Consider the following 25728-nt stretch of genomic DNA (forward strand, 5'->3'; position numbering starts at 1 on the left):
CGCTGGAGCCTCTTATGAGCCAGTTAAAATCAGCGAGTATTCTGGATTCTCGCATTCTCGTTCCGGCGATCGGCGCTTCGTTCAAGAAGCTGAACCCGCGCACCCTCGCCAAGAACCCCGTCATGTTCGTGGTCGCCGTCGTTTCGATGCTGACGACCGTCCTCTTCCTGCGCGACCTCATCACGGGTGGCGGCAATCTCGCCTTCTCGCTGCAGATCAATATCTGGCTGTGGTTCACGGTGCTGTTCGCCAATTTCGCCGAAGCGGTAGCGGAAGGCCGCGGTAAGGCGCAGGCGGATTCGCTGCGCAAGTCGCGCACCGAAACCCAGGCGAAGCTGCTCGTCGGCAACAGCCGCACCGATTACAAGATGGTGCCTGGCACCAGCCTGAAGGTTGGCGATGTCGTCCTGGTCGAAGCCGGCGATATCATCCCTTCGGATGGTGAGGTCATCGAAGGCGTCGCTTCCGTCAACGAAGCCGCCATCACCGGCGAATCCGCGCCTGTCATCCGTGAATCGGGCGGCGACCGCTCGGCTGTGACCGGCGGTACGCAGGTTCTGTCGGACGAGATACGTGTGCGGATCACCGCTGCTGCGGGCTCGACCTTCATCGACCGGATGATCGCGCTGGTCGAAGGTGCCGAACGACAGAAGACGCCCAACGAAATTGCGCTCAATATCCTGCTGGCCGGCATGACGCTGATCTTCGTGCTCGCGACCGTCACCATCCCGAGCTTCGCCGCCTATGCCGGCGGCTCGATCCAGACGGTCGTGCTCGTTGCGCTCTTCGTGACGCTGATCCCGACCACCATCGGCGCATTGCTTTCGGCGATCGGCATTGCTGGCATGGACCGTCTGGTGCGCTTCAACGTGCTTGCCATGTCCGGCCGCGCCGTCGAGGCCGCCGGCGACGTCGACACGCTGCTTCTCGACAAGACCGGTACGATCACGCTTGGCAACCGTCAGGCGACCGCCTTCCGCCCCGTCCGTGGTGTCAGCGAGCAGGATCTCGCCGACGCCGCGCAGCTTGCCTCCCTTGCCGACGAGACGCCGGAGGGACGCTCGATCGTGGTGCTTGCCAAGGAGAAATATGCGATTCGCGGCCGCGACATGACGAGCCTGAAGGCGACCTTCGTTCCCTTTACCGCCCAGACCCGTATGAGCGGCGTTGATCTCGATGGCTCCTCGATCCGCAAGGGCGCTGTCGATGCCGTGGTCGCCTATGTCGAAGGCGCGGCCAATGGTTCGACGGAAGGCACCGCCATCATGTCGCGCACGTCAAGCGAAATGCTGCGCGAGTTGCAGGCGATCGCAGATGAGATTGCCAAGGCCGGCGGTACGCCGCTTGCCGTTGCTCGTGACGGCCGTCTGCTCGGCGTCATCCATCTCAAGGATATCGTCAAGGGCGGTATCCGTGAGCGTTTTGCGGAGCTGCGCCGTATGGGCATCCGCACCGTCATGATCACGGGCGACAATCCGCTGACGGCTGCCGCCATTGCCGCCGAAGCCGGCGTCGACGACTTCCTCGCACAGGCGACGCCTGAGATGAAGCTGGCGCTGATGCGTCAGGAGCAGGCACAGGGCAAGCTGGTCGCCATGTGCGGCGACGGCACGAACGATGCGCCGGCACTCGCCCAGGCCGATGTCGGCGTTGCCATGAACACCGGTACGGTGGCCGCTCGCGAAGCCGGCAACATGGTCGACCTCGACAGCGACCCGACGAAGCTGATCGAGATCGTCGAGATCGGCAAGCAGCTGCTGATGACGCGCGGTGCGCTGACGACCTTCTCCATCGCCAACGATATCGCCAAGTATTTCGCCATCATCCCGGCCATGTTCATCGCCTTCTACCCGCAGCTGAAAATGCTGAACGTCATGGGACTGGCAACGCCGCAAAGCGCCATTCTCTCGGCCATCATCTTTAACGCGCTCATCATCGTCGCGCTGATCCCGCTGTCGCTGAAGGGTGTCCGCTACCGCCCGATCGGCGCCGGCGCGCTGCTCAGCCGCAACCTGCTGATCTACGGCCTCGGCGGCATCATCGTTCCCTTCATCGGCATCAAGGCCATCGACATGGCGATTACCGCCATTGGCCTCGCCTAAGGAGTTTCTCTCATGTTGAAACAAATCAGACCCGCGATCGTCATGATCGTCGCCACGACCGTTCTGACCGGCCTTGCCTATCCGCTTGCCATGACCGGTGTCGCCCAGGCGCTCTTCCCTCACCAGGCCAATGGCAGCCTGGTGGAGAAGGATGGCAAGGTGATCGGCTCCAGTCTTATCGGCCAGAATTTCACGGCGGATAAGTATTTCCACGGGCGTCCGTCAGCCACGACCGGCGCCGACCCAAACGATCCGACCAAATCGGTTTCCGCACCCTATAATGCCGCCAATTCCGGTGGCTCCAATCTTGGCCCGACCAATTCGAGCCTGATCACCCGTATCAAGGGCGATGCCGCGACATTGCAGGCGCAGAATCCGAATACGCCGGTTCCGATCGATCTGCTCACCACTTCGGGCAGCGGTCTCGACCCGGACATCTCGCCCGAAGCCGCCTATTTCCAGGTGCCGCGTGTCGCCAAGGCTCGCGGCATGGATGAGGCCAAGGTCAAGTCGCTCGTCGAGGCAGCCATAGAGCCGCGGGAGCTCGGCGTTCTCGGGGAACCTGTGGTCAATGTGCTGGCATTGAACCGGGCGCTCGATGCTTCTATGACTCAATAAGTTGAAGAGGTTGAGACGGTTCGTGCCGTCTCAACCTTATCAGGAAAGACAACCAGCGAATGGCAGACGACAGCCGCGATATGTTGAGCAGGCCTTCTCCTGATGCGCTTCTCGAGAAGGCGCGGGCCGAGACGCGCGGTCGGTTAAAGATATTCCTCGGAGCGGCACCGGGCGTCGGCAAGACCTATGAGATGCTGATGTCGGGCAGGGCGAAGATTGCCGACGGCGTCGATGTCGTGGTCGGTGTCGTCGAGACCCATGGCCGCCGAGAGACACAGGCCCTGCTCGAAGGATTCGAGATCGTACCGCGCATCAATGTCGACTATAAGGGCAGGGCGCTGGAGGAGATGGATCTCGATGCCATCCTGAAACGCCGCCCCGACCTGGTGCTGGTCGACGAACTTGCTCATACCAATGCGCATGGCAGCCGGCATCCCAAACGCTACCTCGATGTCAAGGAGTTGCTTGAACGCGGCATCGACGTCTACACGACGTTGAATATCCAGCATGTCGAAAGCCTGAATGACGTCGTTTCGCAGATTACCCGCATCCGTGTGCGCGAGACGGTGCCGGATTCGATCATCGACATGGCCGATGATGTCGAGATCATCGATTTGACCCCTGATGATCTCATCAAGCGGCTGCATGACGGCAAGGTCTATGTCTCGAAGACGGCCGAGCGCGCGCTGACCAACTATTTCACGCCGGGCAACCTGACGGCCTTGCGGGAGCTCGCGCTGCGTCGCACCGCCCAGCGCGTCGACGACCAGCTGCTGACCCATATGCAGGCGCACGCGATCCAGGGACCTTGGGCTGCCGGCGAGCGCGTGCTCGTCTCCATCGATCATCATCCACGCTCAGCGGCGCTTGTCCGCTATGCCGCGCGCATGGCCGCGCGCCTGCGGGCCCCCTGGGCAGCCGTCTATGTCGAGACCAACCGCTCGATCAGTTTGAGCGAGGCGCAGCGCGACACGATCGCCGCAACGCTGCGGCTCGCCGAGCAGCTTGGCGGTGAAGCAATCACACTTCCGGGTCGGGAAGTGGCGGAGGAGCTGCTTCGTCATTCGGCGAGCAACAACGTGACCCACATCGTCATCGGTTCGCCGAAAATCGGTTCCTGGCGTGATTGGTCTCGCCGCTCAGTTTCTTATGATCTCATTCGCAAGGCCGGGGACATCAGCGTCCATGTCATTTCCGGCAGCGAAGCGGATGGCGAGGCTGCAGGGCGTGGCGTCAAAGTGGCACCCTCATCGCCACCTTTCCAACTCCGCGGCTATGTTCTGGCAACGCTCTATGTCGCCATCGCGCTGGGCTTTTGCGTCATCCTCGATCAGGTGCTTGACGTGCGCAATCTGGCGCTCGTCTTCCTGATGGCGGTGCTGGTAAGCGCCGTGACCCAGGGCCTGCGTCCAGCACTTTATTCCTGCTTTCTCGGTGCTCTTGCCTTCAACTTCTTCTTCCTGCCGCCGCGCTATACGCTGACGATCAGCGATCCCGAAAGCGTGCTTGCCTTTTTCTTCTTCCTTGGTGTCGCGGTCATTGCGAGTAACCTGACGGCGACGGTGCAGCGCCAGGCGGCGGCGGCGCGGCAACGGGCGCGAACGACGGAAGATCTCTATCTCTTCTCCAAGAAGCTTGCCGGCACAGGCACGCTGGACGACGTTCTATGGGCAACCGCTTTCCAGCTGGCGTCGATGCTCAAGCTGCGCGTCGTCCTGCTCTTGCCCGAACATGGCACGATCGCCGTCAAGGCCGGCTATCCGCCCGACGACACGCTCGACGACGCCGATATCGCGGCGGCGCGCTGGGCCTGGGAGCATAATCATGCCGCCGGCCGTGGCGCAGATACACTACCAGGCGCCAAGCGCCTTTACGTTCCGCTCCGCACCGGCCGAACCGCCGTCGGCGTTATCGGCCTCGATAGCGACCGCCGCGACGGCCCGCTTCTGACGCCGGAGCAACAGCGGCTGCTCGATGCTCTCGCCGATCAGGCGGCTCTTGCCATCGAGCGCGTGCAGCTGGTAGCCGATGTCGACCGCGCGAAGCTGGCGGTGGAGGCCGACCGGCTGCGGTCGGCTCTGTTGACCTCGATTTCGCATGATTTGAAGACGCCGCTTGCTGCCATCCTTGGGGCGGCAGGCACCTTGCGCGACTATCTGGAAACCCTGCCACACGAAGATCGCGTCGATCTCCTGTCGACCGTCATCGACGAATCCGAACGCCTCAACCGCTTCATCGCCAATCTGCTTGACATGACCAAGATCGAGTCCGGTGCAATGGAGCCGAATTATGCTCTGCATTATGGCGGCGATATCGTCGGCAGTGCGCTGCGGCGGGCGGAAAAAATCCTGGCACATCATCGCGTCGACGTGCGGATGCCCGTTGATCTGCCGATGGTGAAGGTCGATCCGGTCTTGTTCGAACAGGTACTGTTCAACCTGCTCGACAACGCCGCGAAATATGCGCCGGAAGCATCGGCCATTCGCCTGGAGGCCTGGGCCGATATAGACAATATCGTCTTCCGCGTGATGGACGAGGGACCAGGCATCCCGCCCGCCGACCTCGAACGCGTCTTCGATACCTTCTATCGGGTACGCAAAGGTGATCAGGTGCGTGCCGGAACCGGGCTTGGCTTGTCCATCTGCCGCGGTTTCATCGAGGCGATGGGCGGCACGATCGCCGCCGGCAACAGAACTGATCGGCAAGGGGCAGTTTTCACCATCCGCCTGCCGAAACCAACAGATGTCCCGAAGCTGGATGAACTGAAATGAACACCACTGCCGTCAAGATTCTCGTTGTCGATGACGAGCCGCCAATCCGCAAATTGCTGCGCGTGGGCCTCGGTGCCCAGGGCTACGTCGTCAATGAGGCACAGAGCGCCGCGTCAGCCCAGGCGTCGATCGACGAAGACCAGCCCGATCTGATCGTGCTTGATCTCGGCCTGCCGGATAAATCAGGCCAGGATCTGTTGCTCGGTTGGCGCGAGGATGGGGTGCAGATCCCGGTGGTCATCCTGTCAAGCCGCACCGACGAAGCTGGCATCGTCAAGGCGCTCGAAAGTGGCGCCGACGATTATGTGACCAAGCCTTTCGGCGTCAACGAGCTTGCTGCCCGCATCCGTGTGGCGCTGCGCCATCGCCTGCAGCAGCAGGGCGAGAAGGCGATTTTCCAGACCGGCGGTCTTTCCATTGATCTCGTCAAGCGTATCGTCAAGGTCGATGGCAAGGAGATCAAGCTGTCGCCGAAGGAATACGACATCCTGCGCGTGCTCGCCCAGCATGCCGGCAAGGTGCTGACGCACCAATTCCTGCTGAAGCAGATCTGGGGGCCGGCGGCCGATGTGCAGTATCTGCGCGTTTATGTGCGCCAGCTTCGGCAGAAGATCGAAGAGATTCCCGATCAGCCGCACTATATCACCACCGAGACAGGTGTCGGCTACCGGCTGCGCGAGCCTGATTGAGGCGGCGGAAGTTTCGAGCCCATGATCGAGGCGATTTGGCCTCGGACTTGTGGCGATGAATGCCATTTCAGAATTTATTGCCGGACCTTGAGTGCGACCATGGACCTTTCCACGATCATTCTTCCCGAACACGTCTTTGTCGGCGTCTCCGCTCCGACGAAATGGTGGGCATTGCAGATGCTGTCGTCGAAGGCAGCCCATTGCTTTGGCCTGGACGAGGCAGTGGTCCTGCGAGCGCTGGAGACGCGCGAAAAATTGGGCACGACGGGGATCGGCAATGGCGTTGCGGTTCCGCATGCCGCCATCGCTGGCATGACGAGGCCTCGGGGACTCATGGTGCATTTTGCACATCCAGTCGATTTCGAAGCCATCGACGACATACCGACGGAATGGGCCTTCGTGCTGTTGTTCGGAGAGGGCGGCCGGGGCGACTATCTGAACGTGCTTGCCGCGATCGCGAGGCGTTTGCGCACGGAAGGCGTTCTGACGGCGATGCGGCAGACAAAGAGCGCCGACGAACTCTATTCTGTCTTTATGTCCGACTCCATTCGGTGACGACACACGCGTTGAGCATCTGATACCATTTCGGAATGTGATTTCACTTTTTTCGATTCTATGGGATGCTGTTCTCCGCAGTTGCCGAAAACGGAAACTGCCTTCGTTACTTTATACGACCAAGTTGGTAGGGTTTAAGGACAAACGAAGGGGGTGCATCCATGCAGACGATTAAGCTTTCTCGGCTTCTCGCCACCGCAATTCTGATCGGCAGTTTCTCGATCGCGGCCGTCGCGCCGACCTGGGCGGCGGACAAGACGCTTCTCAATGTTTCCTACGATCCGACCCGTGAACTCTATAAGGACTTCAACACGGCTTTTGCTGCCAAGTGGAAGAAGGATACGGGCGAAACCATCAATATCAAGGCTTCGCATGGCGGTTCCGGCGCGCAGGCTCGCTCGGTGATTGACGGTCTCGATGCCGACGTCGTGACGCTCGCCCTCGAAGGCGATATCGACGCGATCGCCAAGGCGACGCACAAGATTCCGCCAGACTGGAAGACCAAGTTCCCGAACAATTCGGTTCCCTACACTTCGACCATCGTTTTCCTGGTGCGCAAGGGCAATCCCAAGGGCATCAAGGACTGGCCGGATCTGGTCAAGGACGGCGTAGAAGTCATTACGCCGAACCCGAAGACATCAGGCGGCGCACGCTGGAACATCCTGGCGGCATGGGCCTGGGCGAAGCAGGCCAATGGCGGCGATGATGCCAAGGCGCAGGACTATGTCGCGCAGCTCCTGAAGCATGTCCCGGTCCTCGACACCGGCGCGCGCGGCGCGACGACGACTTTCGTACAGCGCGGTCTTGGTGACGTTCTGCTTGCCTGGGAAAACGAGGCCTATCTCTCACTCGATGAACTCGGCCCAGATAAATTCGAAATCGTCACACCGTCGGTTTCGATCCGCGCCGATCCGCCGGTTGCCGTTGTGGACGGCAATGTCGATACCAAAGGCACGCGCAAGGTCGCGGAGGCCTATCTGAACTACCTGTACTCGGATGAAGGTCAGAAGATCGCTGCGAAGCACTATTACCGGCCGATCAAGCCGGAAGCGGCCGATCCGAAGGATGTCGCTCGTTTCCCGTCCCTGAAGCTCGCCACTATTGACGACTTTGGCGGATGGTCTCAAGCTCAGCCGAAATTCTTCGCTGACGGGGGCGTCTTCGATCAGATCTACAAGCCGGGACAATAAGACTGAATGCATTCTATAACCCGCAAACGGTGGCGGTTACGGCAGCCGAGCGTCATTCCGGGATTCGGATTGGCGCTCGGCGTTACCTTGGCTTGGCTCATCTTCATAGTACTCATTCCGCTGTCGGGGCTTCTCTGGAAAAGCAGTGCCCTCGGCTGGCAGAATTTCTGGGCCCTCGCGCTTGACGTGCGCACGCTCTATGCGCTGCGCATGAGCTTCGGCGGCGCCTTCATCGCCGCGCTCGTCAACGCCGTGCTGGGGCTTATCCTTGCCTGGGTGCTGGTGCGCTATCGCTTTCCAGGCAAGCGCATTCTCGATGCGATGGTCGATCTGCCGTTCGCCTTGCCGACGGCGGTTGCCGGCATTGCCTTGACGACGCTATATGCGCCGAATGGCTGGATCGGTCAGTTCCTGACGCCGCTCGGCATCAAGATCGCGTTCACGCCGGTCGGCATCGTCATCGCATTGATTTTCGTCGGCCTGCCGTTCGTGGTGCGCACGGCACAGCCGGTCATGGAGGAGATCGACCGCGAAGTCGAGGAGGCGGCGGCGACCCTTGGTGCCTCGCGTTTTCAGACGATAACCCGCGTGCTGCTGCCGGGCCTCGCCCCTGCCGCTCTGACTGGCTTTGCGCTGGCATTCGCACGTGCGGCCGGCGAATACGGATCGGTCATCTTCATCGCCGGCAACAAGCCCTATGTTTCGGAAATCGCGCCGCTGCTCATCGTCATTCGCCTGGAGGAATATAATTATTCCGCAGCGACGGCGATCGCGACGGTGATGCTGTTCATTTCCTTCACCATGCTTTTGATCATCAATCTCATCCAGTCGTGGAGCAGAAGGAGATATGGCTATGGCGCATGATCTTTCTGCATCAGTCGAAACCGGTCATTCGGTCATCACCGAAAGCCGGCTTGCGCGCATCGTCTTCATACTGATCTCGCTCGCGTTCCTGACGCTGATGGTGCTTCTGCCTCTCGCCGCCGTTTTCGTCGAAGCATTCCGCAAGGGGATCGAGACCTTCTTCGAAGCCTTGGTTGACGAGGAAACCTTCGCGGCGATCCGGCTGACATTGATCGTTGCCGGCATCAGTGTGCCGCTGAACCTCGTCTGCGGCATTGCAGCCGCCTGGGCGATCGCCAAATTCGAATTCAAGGGCAAGGCCTTGCTGACGACGCTGATCGATCTGCCCTTCTCGGTGTCGCCGGTCATATCGGGCTTGGTCTTCGTGCTGTTGTTCAATTCGAACAGCACACTCGGCCCTTGGCTGCAGAGCCATGGCATTCAGATCCTGTTTGCGGTTCCTGGGCTGGTGCTGGCGACGATGTTCGTCACCTTTCCCTTCGTCGCGCGCGAATTGATCCCACTGATGCAGGAACAGGGCAGCGCAGACGAAGAGGCGGCGCTCTCGCTCGGGGCCAATGGCTGGCAGACCTTCTGGCATGTCACGCTACCGAACATCAAATGGGGCCTGCTTTACGGCGTGCTGCTCTGCAACGCCCGCGCCATGGGTGAGTTCGGAGCCGTTTCGGTCGTTTCGGGTCATATCCGCGGCGAAACCAACACCATGCCCTTGCAGGTCGAAATTCTTTATAACGAATATAATTTTTCGGGGGCATTCGCGGTTGCCACGCTGCTGGCCCTGCTCGCCCTTGTCACATTGATACTGAAGACGCTGCTGGAAATGCGCTATAGCGAAGAGATCGCAGCCAGCCGGCGTCACTGAAGGAATTCTTGATGGAAGTTCGCGTTCAAAACCTGCGTAAGGAATTCGGTCGCTTTCCCGCATTGCATGACGTGTCGCTGGATATCCGCTCGAGCGAATTGATTGCGCTTCTTGGTCCATCGGGCTCCGGCAAGACGACGCTGCTGCGCCTGATTGCCGGTCTCGAAACCCCGACGGAGGGACAGATCTTCTTCGGCCAAGAGGATGCGTCGCGAAAGACGGTGCAGCAGCGCAATATCGGCTTCGTGTTTCAGCACTACGCGCTGTTTCGGCACATGACGGTGCTCGACAATATCTCTTTCGGCCTGAAAGTCCGCTCGGCATCGCGTCGTCCGCCACGCGATGAAATTCGCCGGCGTGCCCTGGAGCTGTTGGAACTGGTGCAGTTGAACGGCCTGGAGAAGCGCTATCCGGCCCAGCTTTCCGGCGGCCAGCGCCAGCGCGTGGCACTGGCGCGCGCCATGGCGGTCGAGCCGAACGTGCTGCTTCTGGACGAGCCCTTCGGCGCTCTCGATGCTCAGGTCCGCAAGGACCTGCGCAAGTGGCTGCGGGAAATCCACGACCGGACCGGCCACACCACCGTCTTCGTGACCCATGACCAGGAAGAGGCGCTGGAGCTCGCCGACCGCGTGGTCGTACTCAACAAGGGCGCGATCGAACAGGTCGGAACGCCGGACGAGATCTACGACTCGCCGAATTCTCCCTTTGTCTATGGCTTCATCGGCCAATCCAATCGTCTCAAGGTGCGCATCACCAGCGGCGAGATCTGGTTCGATGACAAGCCGCTGGGACTCAGCACGCCGCATGAGCCCGATGGCGAAGCCTATCTCTATTTCCGACCCCACGATATCGAAATCCGTGACGGCGATGGCGGCGCGATCGCGGGTCTGCTCGTTGCCAGCAGGCGCGTGGCAGGCACTCGCCACCTTGAAATCAACATCGGTGCCGAGCACGATCCCATCGAGATCGAACTGCCGCCGAACAAGGCGGATGCCTTGGATCGCAACCGCATCGCCTTCAGGCCGACACGCTGGAAGCTCTTTCGCAACGGTGTCTGACGATCAGTCCTCGGGGTGAGCGGCAGAAGCAAAGCCGCCGCCCTGATAGACGATTGCGGGATCATTCGGATCCTCGGCGGGTGTTTTCGACAGAATTTCGGCGCGCCAAGGAGCCGCACTATCGCGCGGCTTCCAGCCAAGAAAGGCAGCGTTGCTGTTGTCCCACCATTGTTCGTCATTGTCCGAGACGCCGTAGACGATCGTATGGCCGAGGCGCGGGGCGTTGAAGGCGCAATCGCAAAGCGAGACGAAATCCCCGATGCTGAACCACGTGGCGAGCATGCGCGTGTTGCGGGGCTCGGGAAAGCACGAGCCGATGCGTACCGAAAGCGTTTCCTGGCCGAACTTGTCGAAGTAGAGGCTCGCGACGGCCTCACCGAACACCTTTGAGACGCCATAGAGTGAATCCGGCCGGGTCGGCACCTTGTTGTCGATCCGCTCATCTCGACGATAGAAGCCGATCGTGTGATTGGAGCTCGCAAAGACGATACGCGGCTTGCCGGCGCCGCGCGCGGCCTCATAGAGATTGTAGAGGCCGAGAATATTGCCCTGCAGGATCAGATCGAAGGGCTTTTCCACCGATATCCCCCCGAGATGGATGATACCATCAACACCTTTCACCATCGCATCGACGCCGCTGCGGTCAGCGAGATCACAGGCGACGAAACGCTCGTTCGGGCGCAGGTCGCTTATCGGCGCGAGGTCTGACAAAAGGACGTTCTCGGCGATCTGCGACAGAAGCGGCCGGATTGCCTGGCCAACACCGCCGGCGGCGCCGGTCAGCAACAGAGTTTTCAGCATGATTGTCTCCCGGATCGGTCATTTCGGCGGGGAGCCTATAAGATGGTCCTCCGCCCGTCATCACATATATCGGTGGGATCAACATGAAGTATGTCGATAACGTCTAGGCAGTCTGTGAATGCGTCCGAGCGTCGATGTCGAGCACTTCCAGGCTGACCACGGCCTTGATGGGCAGGTGATCGGAAGCCACGCGTGCCAGCGGCGAGTCATGCACTTCGACTGCGGAGATCATGCCGCGGCGGTTTGCCATGATGCGGTCGAGCGCCAGAAGCGGCAGTGTCGAGGGAAAGCTCGGTACGGCAGGCGGTAGCGGTCCGAACGCGTTCTGGATGGTATTGAGAGATGAGCGGTCGCCAAGGCGCCATTCGTTGAGATCGCCCAGCAGGATGGTCGGCGTCTCGCTGCCGTCGTTCATGAGGTCGACGATCAAACGCGTCTGCTGCGCGCGCGAGCGATGCAGCAGGCCGAGATGCGCCGCGATGATCCTGAGGCTTCCGCCACGAGCCAATTCCAGTTCAGCGATCAAGGCGCCGCGCGGTTCAAGCCCTGGCAGATTGATCTGGTGAACGTCGCGAACCGTGCCCTGTTTGAAAAGAACCACATTGCCGTGCCAGCCATGCGCCTTGGTGACGCCGGCGATCGGCACCGGAATGAGGCCTGTCTCGCGTTCGAGCCGGCGCAGATCGAGAATGCCCGTGCGTTCTCCAAAACGCGTATCGGCTTCCTGCAGACCGATGATATCGGCATCGATTTCATGAATGACGCGGCTCGTTCTTTCCGGATCGAAGCGGCGGTCGGCGCCCACGCATTTGTGGACATTGTAGGAAGCGATCAACGTGCCGTCCGGGCGGTCCGGCTTGCTGCCGGCCGGTGTGGGGCGCGATTTCTTTCGGTTCTTCAGGCTTTCCAGAATGCTCGCACGGAGACTTTCTTTCTTTTTTCGCATCTATCCGTCGACCGTTCCTTGATCAGATCATGTCGGGCACGTGGGACAGAGTATAAGAAGCGATTGTTGGCGTTGTCATGTAAAAAGGCTGCGACAAAGGCAGATAGTCTTTCGTTGCAGTCGTCAGAGATAGGGTGAGCCAAGCCAGAGCACCTTTTCGATAAGCCGTACGACAAACGGCCGCGCCCTGAGCTTTTCGAGGTCTACCGGATGTGCAGTTTCCAGGATCGCGCCGATATGATCGTCGATCGTGCTCGCAAAGCCGCGATCGAGTACCTCGAGATCCACTTCGAAATTGAGCCGCAGGGAGCGCGGATCGAGATTGGATGAGCCGACATAGGCCCAGATACCGTCGATGGACAAAAGCTTGGAATGGTTGAAGGCGCCTTCGGCGCGCCAGATGCGGCAATAGTTCTTCAGCATCTGGTCGAATTGCGCCGTCATGGCCCGGTCGACGAGTACCAGATTGTTGGCTGTCGGCACGACGATATCGACTTCGACGCCACGCCGGGCCGCCGTCACCAGCGCACTGATTAACTCGCGATCCGGCAGGAAATAGGGCGACATGATTCGGATGGATTTGTGCGCCACCGACAGCGCGCCGATGAGCATCTTGTGATTGGTCTCGACGCTGCGATCCGGGCCGGAGGCAACCACCCGCATGAAAACGGGCGCTCCAGGCTCGTTGGAGGGCGCGGCAATCCGCCATTCCTCGCCATTCAGGACTTCGCCTGTGGTGAAGCGCCAATCCTCGGCTGCCGTATTGAAGAGATCGGCGACTGCAGGTCCCGTCACGCAGAAATGCATGTCGCGAGCGCTGTGCTCGTGCGCGAATTCACGCGTGAAGCCCTGACGGATATTCATGCCGCCGGTAAAGGCAATTCGCCCATCGATGCTGAGGATCTTTCGGTGGGTACGCAGGTTGGCATAAGGCAACCGGAGACCGATGATGACGTTGCCATTGAAGACGTCGACCTGCACGCCTCCTTCGCGCAGATAGCCCATGATGCTCGGCACGGAGTAGCGGGCGCCAACAGCATCGATGAGTACACGCACGCTGACACCGCGTTTGGTCGCAGCAATCAGGGAATCGGCGATGCGGAGGCCGATCGGGTCGCGATCGAAGATGTAGGTTTCCATCAGAATGCTGCGCTCGGCGCCGTCGATTGCAGCCTTCATCGCGGCATAGGCAACGTCGCCGTTCGTCAGCATCTCGATGGTGTTGCCGGTGCTCATCATATAGCGAACGACGCGGTCGCCGAGCGTCTTCATAGAACCGAAACGATCGCCGAACCGCCGGCGCACCTCGCCGCCATCGGCGTCGAAGCTGGAGAGCTCGCCATTCGCATCCTTGCGAAAGAGCGCGTCGCGCTGCGAGCTGAGGGAGGCCCGGCGGATGCGATTGATGCCGGCGACAGCATAGAGGACGGCACCGATGATGGGCGACAGGATGATGACGCCGACCCAGCCGATCGCGGCGCGGACATCTTCTTTGGTCATGGCTGCATGGATTGCAGCGGCCGCCCCCATCACAATGGACAGGACGGCGAGAATTTGGCCCCAATGGGCAGCCACGAGGTCGATCATGATGCAAGTATATCCTTGCCCGCAAAAGCTGCAATGAGTGGGCCGGCGATCGTCAAGATGTCATCAATAGCGGTGCGAAACTTCATCTTATTAGATAATTTTAATTGAACCCTGTTCTGACCAGCATCATACTTAGGTTGCTTCGGCTGCTTCGCTACCGTCCCCCACGGTAATTTCTGTTTCTCGTTCGAAGCGCCACTGCGGTTCGACAGTCGAGATCGAAGAACGCTAGCCATAGCGTCTTGGCTGCTCGGGGGAGGCGTCAAAGCCCGCGTTTCAAGAACGGGCATCGTTCATCAAAACCTTGTTCAATGATGCGAACGGAGAACAGCAGATGTTGGAATCTCGGGACGAATGGATCAAGAAGCGCGCATACGCCATATGGGAAGAGGAAGGCCATCCTTCCGGTCGCGACGTCGAGCACTGGGCGCAGGCGAGCAGTGAGCGCATCGCGCTTGAGAAAACGGCAGCAGACGGCGGCGCGATCGACATCAAGCCCAAGGCGAAGCGCAAGACGGCGGTCGCCGCGGCGGCTGTTGCTGAGGAAAAATTGGCTAAGCCAGCAAAGAAGATATCGAAGAAGGGTGTAGCCGCGAAGGTATAGGACGCGTCAGCTTTAGGAGTGTGGCGGAGATGAGGGCGGCTCGATGGCAACATCGGGCCGTCTCTCTTTTCGAGATGGTAGCTGGCGGAATATTCGCAATAATTTCGGTGATTTGGCTCTCATCCGCGAAATAGTTGTCACACATCGATGCTACAGATTGTGAAGGGAGTTCAGCAATGTGTGGCAGCTATATCGATGATGTGGAAATGACGGTTGCGGCGATTGTCGCAGCGCAGTGGCCTTTGTGGCTTGCCGCTAGATTGGAGCTGATGGGATGACATCACTCCTCGTGCTCGTTGCGCTGTATCTTCTGACGGCCTTGGTCCTCATTCTGATCATCGATCGCTCGGTCGGCGTCTTTTTCCCTGCCTCTGCCAAGCAGCGTGTCGCTGTGCGGCATGGTCGGCGCTTCTGGATGCTCCCGAGCAATCTGCTATCCGGCAATCGCAATTCTTCAGGCCAAATCTCGGAACCTTTTCCCTGACGACGGGTTGCTCTTCCTTCCCAGCAAGGAGAAAGATCATGCCCCGAGGAGATAAGTCCGCCTATACCGACAAGCAGAAGCGCAAGGCCGAGCATATCGAGGAAGGCTACGAAGACCGCGGCGTTTCGCACGCAGAGGCGGAGCGGCGTGCCTGGGCGACTGTAAACAAGGAAAGCGGCGGCGGTAAGAAGTCAGCCTCCGGTCGCGGCCATTCCGAAAACCACGAATCGTCCGAAAAGGGCGGCAGGATCGGCGGACGCGCCGCTGCAAGCCGACCCGCTGCGGAGCGCTCCGCCTCTGCAAAAAAGGCGGCTGCGACGCGTAAACGCCACGAGCACAACACACATTCCTAGGCCATCGGTGAGAACTGGATGCGATCGTCGAGATCCATTCGGCCGTCGCTATGAAGTTCATAAGGTTTCCGGTGCATATGCCTGCGCCTGTAATCGTCGATTGCCTCTTACCTTTCGCGATGTCGACGCTAAATTGCAGTCTTGCGGCGATCATTGCAGCGGATTGCTCTCAATATCGGGGAGATGAAACCGAATGGCCTATGAACTCTATTATTGGGATGGCATTCAGGGGCGCGGCGAATTCGTTCGGCTGGCGCTGGAGGAAGCCGGTGCAGACTATGTCGATGTTTGTCGTGCTCCTGCAGGCAGGGGGCATGGTATGCCCGCCATGTTCGCCATCATGGAGGGTAAAGCTGAACTCGGTCTCCCATTTGCCCCACCGTTTCTGAAGGACGGTGATCTCATTATTCCGCATGTGGCGAATATCCTGATGTATCTCGGGCCGAAGCTGGGTCTGGCGCCGAGGGACGAAGGAAGGCGCCACGTGTTGAACGGCCTGCAGCTGACGATCACCGATCTCGTCGCCGAGGTACACGACACGCACCACCCGATCGCGACGTCGAAATATTACGAGGATCAGAAGCAAGAGGCCAAGGCGCGGGCTGCAGAATTCATCGAAAACCGCATTCCCAAGTTCCTCGGTTATTTCGAGAAAGTGCTTCAGCAAAACCCCGAAGGATCGAGCCATATCTTCGGCGGAGAATTGACCTATGTCGATCTTTCGCTGTTTCAGGTCTATGAGGGGCTGCGCTATGCCTTCCCCCGCGCGACGGCGCATCTGGATCGCCGATATCCGCATCTGACCGCGCTGCACGGAGCTGTCATGAAACGGCCCAACATTGCTCGCTATCTTCAGTCAGATCGCCGCATTCCCTTCAATGAGAACGGCATTTTCCGGCACTATCCGGAACTGGACAAAGATGTGGCCTGAGCGATGCTCATCTATCAATTCATTCCTGCATGCTGGATCGTCTGGCTATTGATCTGGCTTTTCGCTTCATTCAGCGTCAAGAGGAACGTGCGACAGGAGGACCCTCTGTCGCGGCTCGGCAATACCGTGCCGATCTGGATCGGCGCTTTCCTTCTTGTCGTCAATCCATCCTGGCTGGGTCCTTTGCGGTTCCGCCTCATCCCACAGGATCTCACATCCTATGCGATTGGCGCGGTTCTGACCTTCATCGGTCTCGTTTTCGCTGTCTGGGCTCGCTATCATATCGGGCGCAACTGGAGCGGGGTGATCACTCTCAAGGAAGATCACGCGCTCATTCGCTCCGGTCCTTATGCGCTTGTGCGGCACCCGATCTATTCCGGTCTGATGCTGGCCATTATCGGCTCGGCAATTGCGCGCGGTGACATCGCGGCCGTCCTTGCGATCATCGCGGTGCTCTATGCTGTATTGCGCCGCGTGCAAATCGAGGAGAGCTGGATGAACGAGACGTTCGGCTCGGCCTATGCCGATTATAAGGCCAGCACGCCCGCGCTGGTCCCGTTTCTGGTGTAACGTCAGACCTTGAGAGGCGATGCCGCCTTGAAGAAATCGGCCCAGGGATCCGTGCTCGATTGGCCGAGGCGCGATGCCGCATTCTTGACGGTAAAGGAAGCAGGCCCGATCTTGCCGTCCAATTCTTCCCAGCTGACCGGCATCGAAACGGCAGCGCCCTTTCTGGCGCGTGTCGAATAGGGTGCCACGGCTGTGTTGCCGCGGCCGTTGCGCAGATAATCGATGAAGATATGGCCCGCCCGTTTCGCCTTGCTGGCAACCGACAAATACGTCTCCGGGCTATCGGCACTCATGGCGTGGGCGATTGCCTCGGCGGCATCCTTGACCTGCGGCCAGGTCGCCTGCGGCTTGACGGATGCAACCACATGCAATCCCTTGCCGCCTGACGTTTTGACGAAGGATGTTAGTCCCAGGGTGGCGAACCGCTCCCTGATCTCCTTCGCTGCAGTCACGACCTCACTCCATGCGACATCCTCCCCGGGGTCGAGATCCATGATGATCATGTCGGGCTTTTCCCAATGATCAGTCGTCGTGCCCCAGGGGTGAATTTCCAGCGCAGCGGATTGGACAAGGGCTGCCAGGCCATCGAAATCCCCAATCTTCAGAAGCTTCGCAGCGTCCTTATCTTCTGGATCGGCAATTTCCTGGATATGCGGATTGATGCCCTTCCAGGCATGTTTCTGGAAGAAGCGTGGTCCATCGATGCCATCCGGACACCGCAGGAGGGCGAGGGGACGGTTGACGACGAAAGACGCCATTCTACGCCAGGCCAAAGCGTAGTAATCAAGAAGGTCTTGCTTGCTGACCTCATCGCCGGGCCAATAAACTCGATCCGGATGGGTCAATTCCACCGACGTTTCAGTGCCGTCATGAATGGGCGTCTTTGCCATCTGCATGCGCTCCATCTTCCTCGACGCGAAGGCGCCGTGCCGGGCAAGACTAGCATTGCCCGCCACACAAAGCGACCGCTGGCCACTTCTCACGGCATGAGCTGGCCGCCATTGACTTCGATGATCTGGCCGGTGATGTAGCCAGAAAGAGTGGGAGAGGCGAGAAAGAGGTAGGCGCCAACGCAATCTTCCGGCGTGCCCACGAATCCCATGGGGATCGTCTTGCGCTGCAACTCCATCTGCTCGTCGTTGGTATAGCGCTCGTGGAAAGGCGTTGCGATGACGCCGGGTGCGACGGCGTTGACGCGGATCTTGTCGTTGACGAATTCCTTGGCGTGGCCATGGGTAATGGTCGAGACGAACCCTTTGGAGGCCGCATAGAGGATCGCGCCGTTGCCGCCGCCATTGCGTGCGGCAATGGAGGTCGTGTTGATGACGAAACCGCCCTGTTTTTTCAGGTGAGGATGAGCAGCGCGGGTCGCCGCAAGCACGGAGCGTGCATTGAGGTTCATCACCCGCTCATAATGCTCATCCGTCATTTCGGCGGTCGGAAGACGCCCGAGCATGCCGCCGGCATTATTGATCAGGCCATCGAGGCCTCCCAAAGCTTCGGCTGCGTCCTTGACCACACGTTCGGTCTCGCCATCTCGGGAGACATCGCCCTGGATGAGATGCACAGTTCCGCCGCCAGCCTTGATTTCATCGGCCAGTTTTTCCGCCGGTTCGCGGCTTGCATTGAAGTGGAGGCCGATCTTCATGCCCTGGGCGGCAAGGGCGCGCGCGACGGCAGCGCCAATACCGGTTGAGGCGCCCGTTATCAGCACTCTTTTGCCGGCAAGATCGGGAATGCGGATGGACGCAAGCGATTGCGCGAGTTCTGTCATGACGACTCCTCCTGAACGTCAACCAATCATACGACGAAATAGGTCTTTGTCTTATCAGGCTCCGGGGCAGAAAGGCAATCATCCCAGGCGCGACAAAAGGACGAGATGAGATTTCGTGGAGGAAGCGTCCGTAATTTGCGGAAAATAAAAGAGTTTTTCTTGCATTTGAAGTTAAGGTTTCGATCGAAGTCGCAGAAGCATTGCTCCACACCCATCTCGCAAACGGACAAAACGATCTGGCGTGGCGCCGCTGCGACAGATAAGGAAGCTACCAGGAGAGTCGAACGCGTGCGCCTGTTCCGATGAAACGATGGCGACCGCGGCTTTCAGCAACAGGGAAAGACTGAGGATATCATGAGCAAGAACAAGCTGATCCGTTTCGACGTCGCCGACAATCAGGCTGGCGGCCAGCGCCGCCCCTTCGCCAAGGCCGTCAGGGCAGGTGATTTCGTCTACGTCTCGGGCCAGGTTCCGACCATCAACGGTGAAATCGTTGCCGGCAATATCGTCGCTCAGACCGAGCAGGTCATCGCCAATATCAAGGATGTCCTTGCCCTTGCCGATTGCACGCTCGAGCATGTGGTGAAAGTGAATGTGTGGCTGGATGACGCTCGCGATTTCTCGAGCTTCAACGCTGTCTTCGAAAAGCATTTTATCGATCATCCGCCAGCCCGCTCGACCGTTCAGTCGCCCATGATGGTGGATGTCAAAGTCGAAATGGATGTCGTCGCCTACAAGCCGCTCGACTGAGCAAACGCCGATTTCGCTTCGATTGCGGTGCGGCCAGGACTGCATCGCAATCAATCCCGCGTCCATGTGCGATGGCGCGTCCAGATGATCAATCTCCCGAATATTTGCTCTTAAATGCACAAGCCGGCAGGGTGCCTGTTCGGTATTGTGGATAAGCGCACGCTTTTTCGCGCTTGCGGCTCCGTATGATCGCAACTGCAAACGTGCCACTGCGCCGTAGCTCCCGATATCTCCATGCAATTTCCGGTAGCGGCGGTGTGGGTGCCGACATCTGCGGCAATCCTCCAGGTTACAAAATCAATGCCTGTTGATTTCCAATCAGCGATTGACGAGTTTCAAAACTCACGATTAAATCAATTTGATTGACTACTCCAAAACAGCAAGAGGGGCTGGAAATGAGAATGAGGAAAAAGTCATTACGCAATCTATTTCAGCGGACATCACTGGCAGCGGCGGCGCTCGGCGCTTCGCTGGCACTTAGTGCGGGTATCGCCTCCGCGGCTGAATCCGTACTGACGATGCATATCGAGGAGCAGACCAGCTGGGTCAGTAACTTCAATCCTTTCGATCTCGCCGGCCGCCGTCAGAGCACGATGGATTTCATCTACGAGCCGTTGGTCATCTTCAACGCCAATGATGGCGGCAAGCCGGTCTGGCGGCTTGCGACCAGCTACAAGTTTTCCGACGATCTCAAGTCGATCACCTACGATCTGCGCGCCGGCGTGAAGTGGTCGGATGGTCAGCCGCTGACCTCTGCAGACGTGAAATACACGATCGACCTGATGCTGAAGAACCCGGCCGTCGATACCGTCGGTGTCGGTCAGACGGTCGCCTCCGTCGAAGCGCCGTCGCCAACGCAGGTGACGATCAAGCTCAAGGCTGTGAATTCCGAATTCCCTGAATCGCTCGCCGATCTCGCCGTCGTACCCGAGCATATCTGGAAAGACGTTGCCGATCCGGTCGCCTTTAAGAACGAGAAGCCCGTCGGTTCCGGCCCGATGACCGAGGTCCGCCGCTTTACGCCGCAAGTCTACGAGCAGTGCCGCAATCCGAACTACTGGGATGCCGCGTCGCTGCATGTCGACTGCCTGCGTCTGCCGCAGATTTCGGGTAATGACCAGATGCTGGCGCTGCTGCCGGAAGGCACCGTGGACTGGATCGGCTCGTTCCTGCCGCAGATCGACAAGACCTTCGTCGCGCTCGACCCGCAGCATAATGGTTACTGGCAGCCGCCGGCGGAAACCGTTGCCTTCGAGATGAACTTCAAATCCACGAATGCCGGCAATCTCGAAGCTTTCAAGGACCTCAACTTCCGTCATGCCTTCAGCCTGGCGATGGACCGCAAGTCGATGGTCGATATTGCCGGCTTCGGCTATCCGGTCGTCAACCTGCATGCCAGCGGCCTGCCGCCGCGCTTCGAGAGCTGGCGCAATAAGTCAGCTGAAGGCGATAAGGACGCCTTCATGGGCTTCGACACCGAAAAGGCAAACAAGATCCTCGACGACGCCGGCTACAAGAAGGGTGCCGATGGTTTCCGCACCACGCCGAGCGGCAAGCCGATCACCTTCGCGGTCATCGTACCGAACGGCTGGACGGACTGGATCGACGCAGTGCAGATCGCCGTCGAAGGGCTGCGCGCCGCCGGCATCAACGCCTCGGTCGCAACGCCGGAATACGAGCAGTGGCGCAAGCAGCTTCTCGATGGCAGCTTCGATGTCGTCATGAACTCGCGCGCCGATAGTGCCACCCCGTTCCAGGGCTATTATCAAAGCCTGTCGACGGCCTATGCCGGCAAGCTTACCGTCGCCGCGGCGCGCTATTCCAACCCGAAGCTTGATGCGCTCTTCGATCAATATCTGAAGTCTTCTTCCGATGAGGATCACAAGAAGATCTTCAACGACATTCAGGTTCTGATCGCCGATGACTTCCCGGTCGTTCCCGTCTTCAACGGCCCGACCTGGTACCAATATTCCAGCAAGCGTTTCACCGGTTGGGTCACGGACAAGGATCCCGTGATGAACCCGGAAAACCACGACAATAACCGCATGCGTCTCATGCATCTGCTGCGTCTGAAGCCGGTCCAATAAGACCACAGCGAAGGAAGCAGAGATGCGTGTTTCAAGCCGGCGCCTTGGCGTCTATGCGGTGGCCTTGGCCTTCGCGATCGTCGTGAATTTCATTCTTCCCCGGCTTATGCCGGGGAGCCCCGTCGATGCCATGGTCGCGCAACTCGGGCCGCGGGCCACACCCGCGGCGGTGGAGGCGATCAAGGCGCGTTTCGGCGAGATCGATCAGCCGATCATGATGCAGTTCCTCGACTATCTCAAGGGCCTTGCCACCTTCGATCTTGGCGTTTCGGTCAAATATTACCCGCAGACGGTGGTCCAGGTGCTGAGCCGGGCAACGCTGTGGACCATCTTCCTGGTGGTCACGGCGATCATATTTTCGCTGTGTGTCGGCGTCGTGCTCGGCGCCATCGCGGCCTGGAGACGCGGCGGGCGGTTCGATACAATCGTATCGCCTTTCGCAGTCATCCTGTTCTCGATACCGCCCGTCATTGTCGCGCTCACGACCCTGTTCATCTTCGCGGTGTCACTGCGCTGGTTCCCGGTGGGATATGCCTACGATCCCAATCTCGATCCGGGCTTTAATTTCACCTTCGTGGGCAGCGTGTTCATGCACGCGATCCTGCCGGTTCTGACGCTATCGCCTTTCCTGATCGGCGAGTTTCAGACGACGATGCGCTCATCCATGATCGTCGTGCTCGGCGAGGATTACGTGACGATGGGGCGGGCCAAGGGGCTGAGCAATCTCGCCGTCATGTTTGGCTATGGCGCGCGCAATGCGCTTCTGCCTGTGCTCACCAATCTCGCGTTGATGCTAGGGGCCGTCTTCGGCGGCTCGATCGTCACCGAGATCGTCTTCAACTATCCAGGTCTCGGCCTGACGCTGTTTACCGCCAGCGTGGCGCGCGACTATCCTGTGATCCAGGGGCAATTGCTGCTGATGACACTCGCAACTCTCGGCGCCAATTTCCTCGTCGACATCATCTACGGTCTCGTCGATCCGCGATTGAGGGAGGCAGGCCGATGAGCTTCTCGTTCCGATCCATCTTCAGCCAGAAGAAGGCGCTTGTCGGCTTCATCATCGTCGCCGCGCTATGCCTGATGGCGATCTTCGCGCCGGTCATCGCTCCAGGCGAACCCGGCGCTCGCGTCGGCCGCTCGCATCAGCCGCCATCTGTCGAACATGTCTTCGGCACGACAAAGATGGGCCGCGACGTCTACAAGCAATTTGTCTGGGGCGCCAGAAGCTCGCTTTCCGTCGGCTTCGCCACCGGCATCGCGATTACCGTGCTCGGCACAGCCATTGGCCTCATCGCCGGCTATACCGGCGGCAAGACGGACGCGGCGCTCGACCTTGCCACCAATGCCGTGCTTGTTATCCCGAACATGCCGCTCCTGATCCTGCTTGCCTCCTTCGCGGGCACGGTCGGGCCGATGACAATCATGACCATCATTGCGCTGACGTCCTGGCCATGGGGCGCACGCATGACACGCTCGCAGACGATGGCCTTACGCAACCGCGATTTCGTTACCGCCGCCAAGATGATTGGTGAACCGGCCTGGCGCATCATCTTTGTCGAAATCCTGCCGAATCTGACGCCGCTCATCGGCATCAACCTCGTCGGCAGTATCATCTATGCGATCGTTGCCCAGACCACGCTCGAATATCTGGGCTTCGGAGATCCGCTGAAGGTCACGTGGGGCACCATGCTCTATAACGCGCAGAATGCTTCCGCCATCATGGTCGGCGCCTGGTGGGATATCGGCGTGCCGGCCATCGGTATCGCCCTGACGGGGCTGGGTCTCGCGCTGATCAATTTCACCTTCGACGAAATCGCCAATCCGCAATTGCGTTCCGGCCCCGCCTTGACCCGCTGGTTCCGCCTGACGCGCGCCCGCAACCGCATGATGAGGACCGAGCAATGAGCGACAATCTGCTTGAAATCGAACACCTCAATATCGACTATCTGCTCGACAAGGGCGATTTCCGGGCGGTGAAGGATGTCTCCTTCAATATCGGCCACGGTGAGATCTTCGGTCTTGCCGGCGAATCCGGCTGCGGCAAGAGCACGATCGCCTACGCGATCACGCGGCTATCGAAGGCGCCGGCCTGGATCAGTGGCGGAAGCATTCGGCTCGATGGTCAGGACTTGCTCAGCATGCCGGAAGGCGAGTTGCAGAAGATCCGCTGGAAGCGCATCGGCATGGTGTTCCAGAGCGCCATGAATTCGCTCAATCCGCTAATGCGGGTAGAGGCGCAGTTCCACGACGTCCTGCATCGCCATACCGGCTGCTCACGCCAGGAATCGCGTGCGCGGGCCGAGGAGATGTTCAAGCTGGTCGGCATTCCCGCGCATCGCGTCGGCGATTATCCGCACCAGTTTTCCGGCGGCATGCGTCAGCGCATCGTCATCGCCATCTGCCTGGCGCTGCGTCCTGAACTCATCATCATGGATGAACCGACGACGGCGCTCGATGTCGTCGTGCAGCGTGAGATTCTGGAGCAGGTTCTCGACCTGCAGCAGACCTATGGTTTCTCGGTGCTCTTCATCACCCATGACCTGCATCTGATGGCCCAGCTTTGCCATCGCATCGGCGTGATGCTGAAGGGCGAACTGGTTGAGGTCGGCGATGTAGCCCAGGTCAGCCAGTCGCCTGTCCATGAGTACACGCGCAAGCTCTGGAATGCCATCCCGCAGCTTCCGGCCAGCGCCCATTCTCCCGGAGTTTTCGCATGAACCCGCAGATACAGGCCGTAACTGCAGAACCCGTCATCCGGCTCGATGATATCCAGCGCCATTTCGGCCCGGTACACGCATTGAAGAGCGTCTCTTTCTCGCTGTTTGCGGGACGGGCGCTGGCATTGGTCGGCGAATCCGGCTGCGGCAAGACCACCTGCGCCCGCATCATCGCCCGGCTCGACAAGCCGACGGCCGGCAGGCTGCAGTTTCGTGGGCAGGATCGCACGGCGCGAGGGTCGGGCAGGGAAGAGCGGATGTACCGTAAGGACGTCCAGATGGTCTTCCAGGATCCGTTCTCATCGCTCAACCCGGCCTTTACCATCAATCATCACATCGCAAGGCCGCTGCAATTGCACGGTCAGGACAAGCCGAAGGCCGAGCGGGACGAGGATATAGCGAAGCTGCTCGAAAGCGTCGGGCTCGATCCTTCGGTGACGCGTCAGAAATTCCCGCACGAACTCTCCGGGGGCCAGCGTCAGCGCGTCAATATCGCCCGTGCGCTAGCGGTCTCTCCGAGCGTGCTGGTGGCGGATGAGCCGACCTCGATGCTTGATGTCTCGATCCGCAAGGACATTCTCGATCTGCTGGCGCGGGTAAAGCGGGAAAACGATCTCGCCATGCTCTACATCACCCATGATATCGCGACGGCGGCTCATGTTGCGGAAGAGATCGTCGTGATGTTTGCCGGCCACATGGTCGAGTGGGGCGAGACCAATGCCGTGCTTACCGATCCGAAGCATCCCTATACGCAGCTTCTGCTTTCGGCTGTGCCGGACGGCGGCCGCAGGTTCGTGACCGGTGGCAGTGCCCGCTTCTTGGAGCAGGCGGAGAAGATCCGCGCGCTCAGCCGTCCGATCTCGACGGTGGTCGAGGAGGTCGGCCCCAATCATTTCATGCGTGCGCTGGTCGCATCGAATTAGGAGGAATTCCCCTTGGACTACCTGGTCAATCTATCGACCCTGCCGGTCGACACGCAATCGCCCGAGCGCATGGCGAAGGCTGATGTCACCATCCGCCGCGCGCTGCCGCCGGAACTGCGACTGATCACCGGCTGGGTGGCTCAACATTTCAGCGAGGGCTGGGCAAGCGAGACGACGGTCGCGATGACCCGCCAGCCGCCGACCTGCTTCATCGCTACCCGTAATCGCGAGCTTGTCGGCTTTGCCTGCCACGAAGCGACGGCGCGCGGCTTCTTCGGCCCGACCGGCGTCGACGAGAGCGTGCGCGGTCTTGGCATCGGTCGCGCGCTTCTCTTTGCCTGCCTCAATGATGCAAAAGCCATGGGCTATGCCTATACCGTCATCGGCGATGTCGGGCCTTCGGAATTCTACGAGAAGACGGTCGGCGCGATCCAAATCCCCAATTCCGCACCCGGTATCTATGCCGGCATGCTCAAGCTTTGAACGATCCTT

General features: G+C 59.7%; 26 protein-coding genes. 21 read left to right on the forward strand and 5 right to left on the reverse strand.

Annotated elements, in window-relative coordinates; all coding sequences use genetic code 11:
• Positions 1 to 14 precede the first annotated feature (14 nt).
• The 9 genes from kdpB to FBZ97_RS12040 all read left to right on the forward strand — a co-directional run bounded on the left by kdpB (position 15) and on the right by FBZ97_RS12040 (position 10709).
• Entirely contained in the window at positions 15 to 2102 is a 2088-nt protein-coding gene (kdpB, locus tag FBZ97_RS12000; RefSeq protein ID WP_145319798.1) for a potassium-transporting ATPase subunit KdpB, read from the forward strand.
• Between the two features lie 12 nt (positions 2103 to 2114).
• Entirely contained in the window at positions 2115 to 2720 is a 606-nt protein-coding gene (locus FBZ97_RS12005; protein WP_145319800.1) for a K(+)-transporting ATPase subunit C, read from the forward strand.
• Positions 2721 to 2779: 59 nt separating this feature from the next.
• Complete coding sequence (locus FBZ97_RS12010) at positions 2780 to 5491, forward strand: sensor histidine kinase KdpD (protein WP_145319802.1); 2712 nt, start codon at positions 2780 to 2782, stop codon at positions 5489 to 5491.
• Positions 5488 to 6180 (forward strand): response regulator transcription factor, encoded by a 693-nt coding sequence (locus FBZ97_RS12015; protein WP_069609971.1) that lies wholly within the window; start codon positions 5488 to 5490, stop codon positions 6178 to 6180. The genes FBZ97_RS12010 and FBZ97_RS12015 overlap by 4 nt, the downstream gene beginning before the upstream one ends.
• 99 nt (positions 6181 to 6279) lie before the next feature.
• Positions 6280 to 6735, forward strand: coding sequence for a PTS sugar transporter subunit IIA (locus FBZ97_RS12020; protein WP_145319804.1), 456 nt, complete (start codon positions 6280 to 6282; stop codon positions 6733 to 6735).
• 161 nt (positions 6736 to 6896) lie between these two features.
• On the forward strand, positions 6897 to 7925 hold the full coding sequence (locus FBZ97_RS12025) for a sulfate ABC transporter substrate-binding protein (RefSeq protein ID WP_145319806.1): 1029 nt from the start codon (positions 6897 to 6899) through the stop codon (positions 7923 to 7925).
• Positions 7926 to 7931: 6 nt separating this feature from the next.
• The gene (cysT, locus tag FBZ97_RS12030) at positions 7932 to 8789 is read left to right on the forward strand and encodes a sulfate ABC transporter permease subunit CysT (RefSeq protein ID WP_069609968.1); all 858 of its coding nucleotides are present in this window, start codon (positions 7932 to 7934) and stop codon (positions 8787 to 8789) included.
• Positions 8779 to 9651 carry a sulfate ABC transporter permease subunit CysW gene (gene cysW, locus FBZ97_RS12035; RefSeq protein WP_113350944.1) on the forward strand — a complete coding sequence of 291 codons (873 nt, stop codon included), beginning with the start codon at positions 8779 to 8781 and terminating at the stop codon, positions 9649 to 9651. The genes cysT and cysW overlap by 11 nt, the downstream gene beginning before the upstream one ends.
• An 11-nt stretch (positions 9652 to 9662) precedes the next feature.
• Entirely contained in the window at positions 9663 to 10709 is a 1047-nt protein-coding gene (locus tag FBZ97_RS12040) for a sulfate/molybdate ABC transporter ATP-binding protein (RefSeq protein WP_145319808.1), read from the forward strand.
• 3 nt (positions 10710 to 10712) lie between these two features.
• Here FBZ97_RS12040 and FBZ97_RS12045 read toward each other — a convergent pair whose 3' ends face one another.
• The 3 genes from FBZ97_RS12045 to FBZ97_RS12055 all read right to left on the reverse strand — a co-directional run bounded on the left by FBZ97_RS12045 (position 10713) and on the right by FBZ97_RS12055 (position 14043).
• Positions 10713 to 11510: an NAD(P)-dependent oxidoreductase gene (locus tag FBZ97_RS12045; RefSeq protein ID WP_145319810.1), complete on the reverse strand. Its 798-nt coding sequence runs from the start codon at positions 11508 to 11510 to the stop codon at positions 10713 to 10715.
• Positions 11511 to 11613: 103 nt separating this feature from the next.
• Positions 11614 to 12456 (reverse strand): endonuclease/exonuclease/phosphatase family protein, encoded by an 843-nt coding sequence (locus tag FBZ97_RS12050; protein WP_145319812.1) that lies wholly within the window; start codon positions 12454 to 12456, stop codon positions 11614 to 11616.
• A 123-nt stretch (positions 12457 to 12579) separates the two neighbouring features.
• Positions 12580 to 14043 (reverse strand): phosphatidylserine/phosphatidylglycerophosphate/cardiolipin synthase family protein, encoded by a 1464-nt coding sequence (locus tag FBZ97_RS12055; protein ID WP_069609963.1) that lies wholly within the window; start codon positions 14041 to 14043, stop codon positions 12580 to 12582.
• Between the two features lie 334 nt (positions 14044 to 14377).
• Here FBZ97_RS12055 and FBZ97_RS12060 point away from each other — a divergent pair, with 334 nt between their 5' ends.
• The 5 genes from FBZ97_RS12060 to FBZ97_RS12080 all read left to right on the forward strand — a co-directional run bounded on the left by FBZ97_RS12060 (position 14378) and on the right by FBZ97_RS12080 (position 16985).
• Positions 14378 to 14647, forward strand: coding sequence for a DUF2934 domain-containing protein (locus FBZ97_RS12060; RefSeq protein ID WP_112721911.1), 270 nt, complete (start codon positions 14378 to 14380; stop codon positions 14645 to 14647).
• Positions 14648 to 14921: 274 nt separating this feature from the next.
• Positions 14922 to 15131, forward strand: coding sequence for a hypothetical protein (locus FBZ97_RS12065; protein ID WP_145319814.1), 210 nt, complete (start codon positions 14922 to 14924; stop codon positions 15129 to 15131).
• Positions 15132 to 15169: 38 nt separating this feature from the next.
• On the forward strand, positions 15170 to 15484 hold the full coding sequence (locus FBZ97_RS12070) for a plasmid stabilization protein (RefSeq protein ID WP_145319816.1): 315 nt from the start codon (positions 15170 to 15172) through the stop codon (positions 15482 to 15484).
• A gap of 193 nt (positions 15485 to 15677) precedes the next feature.
• Positions 15678 to 16415 (forward strand): glutathione S-transferase, encoded by a 738-nt coding sequence (locus FBZ97_RS12075; RefSeq protein ID WP_145319818.1) that lies wholly within the window; start codon positions 15678 to 15680, stop codon positions 16413 to 16415.
• A 3-nt stretch (positions 16416 to 16418) separates the two neighbouring features.
• Positions 16419 to 16985, forward strand: a complete 567-nt coding sequence (locus FBZ97_RS12080) for an isoprenylcysteine carboxylmethyltransferase family protein (RefSeq protein ID WP_145319820.1) — start codon at positions 16419 to 16421, stop codon at positions 16983 to 16985.
• Positions 16986 to 16987: 2 nt separating this feature from the next.
• Here FBZ97_RS12080 and ligD read toward each other — a convergent pair whose 3' ends face one another.
• Both ligD and FBZ97_RS12090 read right to left on the reverse strand, forming a co-directional pair.
• Positions 16988 to 17875 (reverse strand): non-homologous end-joining DNA ligase, encoded by an 888-nt coding sequence (gene ligD, locus FBZ97_RS12085; protein ID WP_145319823.1) that lies wholly within the window; start codon positions 17873 to 17875, stop codon positions 16988 to 16990.
• Between the two features lie 89 nt (positions 17876 to 17964).
• The gene (locus FBZ97_RS12090; RefSeq protein ID WP_113350954.1) at positions 17965 to 18759 is read right to left on the reverse strand and encodes an SDR family oxidoreductase; all 795 of its coding nucleotides are present in this window, start codon (positions 18757 to 18759) and stop codon (positions 17965 to 17967) included.
• A gap of 354 nt (positions 18760 to 19113) precedes the next feature.
• On the opposite strand from FBZ97_RS12090, the gene FBZ97_RS12095 reads away from it, so the two are divergent.
• The 7 genes from FBZ97_RS12095 to FBZ97_RS12125 all read left to right on the forward strand — a co-directional run bounded on the left by FBZ97_RS12095 (position 19114) and on the right by FBZ97_RS12125 (position 25719).
• Positions 19114 to 19509, forward strand: coding sequence for a RidA family protein (locus FBZ97_RS12095; RefSeq protein WP_113329227.1), 396 nt, complete (start codon positions 19114 to 19116; stop codon positions 19507 to 19509).
• Positions 19510 to 20027: 518 nt separating this feature from the next.
• Positions 20028 to 21596, forward strand: coding sequence for an ABC transporter substrate-binding protein (locus tag FBZ97_RS12100; RefSeq protein ID WP_246661759.1), 1569 nt, complete (start codon positions 20028 to 20030; stop codon positions 21594 to 21596).
• Positions 21597 to 21618: 22 nt separating this feature from the next.
• Complete coding sequence (locus tag FBZ97_RS12105; RefSeq protein WP_145319827.1) at positions 21619 to 22602, forward strand: ABC transporter permease; 984 nt, start codon at positions 21619 to 21621, stop codon at positions 22600 to 22602.
• Positions 22599 to 23501, forward strand: coding sequence for an ABC transporter permease (locus tag FBZ97_RS12110; RefSeq protein ID WP_145319829.1), 903 nt, complete (start codon positions 22599 to 22601; stop codon positions 23499 to 23501). The genes FBZ97_RS12105 and FBZ97_RS12110 overlap by 4 nt, the downstream gene beginning before the upstream one ends.
• The gene (locus FBZ97_RS12115; protein WP_145319831.1) at positions 23498 to 24313 is read left to right on the forward strand and encodes an ABC transporter ATP-binding protein; all 816 of its coding nucleotides are present in this window, start codon (positions 23498 to 23500) and stop codon (positions 24311 to 24313) included. The genes FBZ97_RS12110 and FBZ97_RS12115 overlap by 4 nt, the downstream gene beginning before the upstream one ends.
• Positions 24310 to 25236: an ABC transporter ATP-binding protein gene (locus FBZ97_RS12120; protein ID WP_145319833.1), complete on the forward strand. Its 927-nt coding sequence runs from the start codon at positions 24310 to 24312 to the stop codon at positions 25234 to 25236. The genes FBZ97_RS12115 and FBZ97_RS12120 overlap by 4 nt, the downstream gene beginning before the upstream one ends.
• 12 nt (positions 25237 to 25248) lie before the next feature.
• Positions 25249 to 25719 (forward strand): GNAT family N-acetyltransferase, encoded by a 471-nt coding sequence (locus FBZ97_RS12125; protein ID WP_145319835.1) that lies wholly within the window; start codon positions 25249 to 25251, stop codon positions 25717 to 25719.
• Positions 25720 to 25728: the final 9 nt, after the last annotated feature.

The organism is Rhizobium sp. ERR 942, assembly GCF_007828395.1.
Lineage (GTDB): Bacteria > Pseudomonadota > Alphaproteobacteria > Rhizobiales > Rhizobiaceae > Rhizobium > Rhizobium dioscoreae.

Bases quoted from the DNA above. Each gene is read 5' to 3' on its own strand.
- kdpB (WP_145319798.1), top strand. From the start codon at position 15: ATGAGCCAGTTAAAATCAGCGAGTATTCTGGATTCTCGCATTCTCGTT.
- FBZ97_RS12005 (WP_145319800.1), top strand. From the start codon at position 2,115: ATGTTGAAACAAATCAGACCCGCGATCGTCATGATCGTCGCCACGACC.
- FBZ97_RS12010 (WP_145319802.1), top strand. From the start codon at position 2,780: ATGGCAGACGACAGCCGCGATATGTTGAGCAGGCCTTCTCCTGATGCG.
- FBZ97_RS12015 (WP_069609971.1), top strand. From the start codon at position 5,488: ATGAACACCACTGCCGTCAAGATTCTCGTTGTCGATGACGAGCCGCCA.
- FBZ97_RS12020 (WP_145319804.1), top strand. From the start codon at position 6,280: ATGGACCTTTCCACGATCATTCTTCCCGAACACGTCTTTGTCGGCGTC.
- FBZ97_RS12025 (WP_145319806.1), top strand. From the start codon at position 6,897: ATGCAGACGATTAAGCTTTCTCGGCTTCTCGCCACCGCAATTCTGATC.
- cysT (WP_069609968.1), top strand. From the start codon at position 7,932: ATGCATTCTATAACCCGCAAACGGTGGCGGTTACGGCAGCCGAGCGTC.
- cysW (WP_113350944.1), top strand. From the start codon at position 8,779: ATGGCGCATGATCTTTCTGCATCAGTCGAAACCGGTCATTCGGTCATC.
- FBZ97_RS12040 (WP_145319808.1), top strand. From the start codon at position 9,663: ATGGAAGTTCGCGTTCAAAACCTGCGTAAGGAATTCGGTCGCTTTCCC.
- FBZ97_RS12045 (WP_145319810.1), bottom strand. From the start codon at position 11,510: ATGCTGAAAACTCTGTTGCTGACCGGCGCCGCCGGCGGTGTTGGCCAG.
- FBZ97_RS12050 (WP_145319812.1), bottom strand. From the start codon at position 12,456: ATGCGAAAAAAGAAAGAAAGTCTCCGTGCGAGCATTCTGGAAAGCCTG.
- FBZ97_RS12055 (WP_069609963.1), bottom strand. From the start codon at position 14,043: ATGATCGACCTCGTGGCTGCCCATTGGGGCCAAATTCTCGCCGTCCTG.
- FBZ97_RS12060 (WP_112721911.1), top strand. From the start codon at position 14,378: ATGTTGGAATCTCGGGACGAATGGATCAAGAAGCGCGCATACGCCATA.
- FBZ97_RS12065 (WP_145319814.1), top strand. From the start codon at position 14,922: ATGACATCACTCCTCGTGCTCGTTGCGCTGTATCTTCTGACGGCCTTG.
- FBZ97_RS12070 (WP_145319816.1), top strand. From the start codon at position 15,170: ATGCCCCGAGGAGATAAGTCCGCCTATACCGACAAGCAGAAGCGCAAG.
- FBZ97_RS12075 (WP_145319818.1), top strand. From the start codon at position 15,678: ATGGCCTATGAACTCTATTATTGGGATGGCATTCAGGGGCGCGGCGAA.
- FBZ97_RS12080 (WP_145319820.1), top strand. From the start codon at position 16,419: ATGCTCATCTATCAATTCATTCCTGCATGCTGGATCGTCTGGCTATTG.
- ligD (WP_145319823.1), bottom strand. From the start codon at position 17,875: ATGGCAAAGACGCCCATTCATGACGGCACTGAAACGTCGGTGGAATTG.
- FBZ97_RS12090 (WP_113350954.1), bottom strand. From the start codon at position 18,759: ATGACAGAACTCGCGCAATCGCTTGCGTCCATCCGCATTCCCGATCTT.
- FBZ97_RS12095 (WP_113329227.1), top strand. From the start codon at position 19,114: ATGAGCAAGAACAAGCTGATCCGTTTCGACGTCGCCGACAATCAGGCT.
- FBZ97_RS12100 (WP_246661759.1), top strand. From the start codon at position 20,028: ATGCATATCGAGGAGCAGACCAGCTGGGTCAGTAACTTCAATCCTTTC.
- FBZ97_RS12105 (WP_145319827.1), top strand. From the start codon at position 21,619: ATGCGTGTTTCAAGCCGGCGCCTTGGCGTCTATGCGGTGGCCTTGGCC.
- FBZ97_RS12110 (WP_145319829.1), top strand. From the start codon at position 22,599: ATGAGCTTCTCGTTCCGATCCATCTTCAGCCAGAAGAAGGCGCTTGTC.
- FBZ97_RS12115 (WP_145319831.1), top strand. From the start codon at position 23,498: ATGAGCGACAATCTGCTTGAAATCGAACACCTCAATATCGACTATCTG.
- FBZ97_RS12120 (WP_145319833.1), top strand. From the start codon at position 24,310: ATGAACCCGCAGATACAGGCCGTAACTGCAGAACCCGTCATCCGGCTC.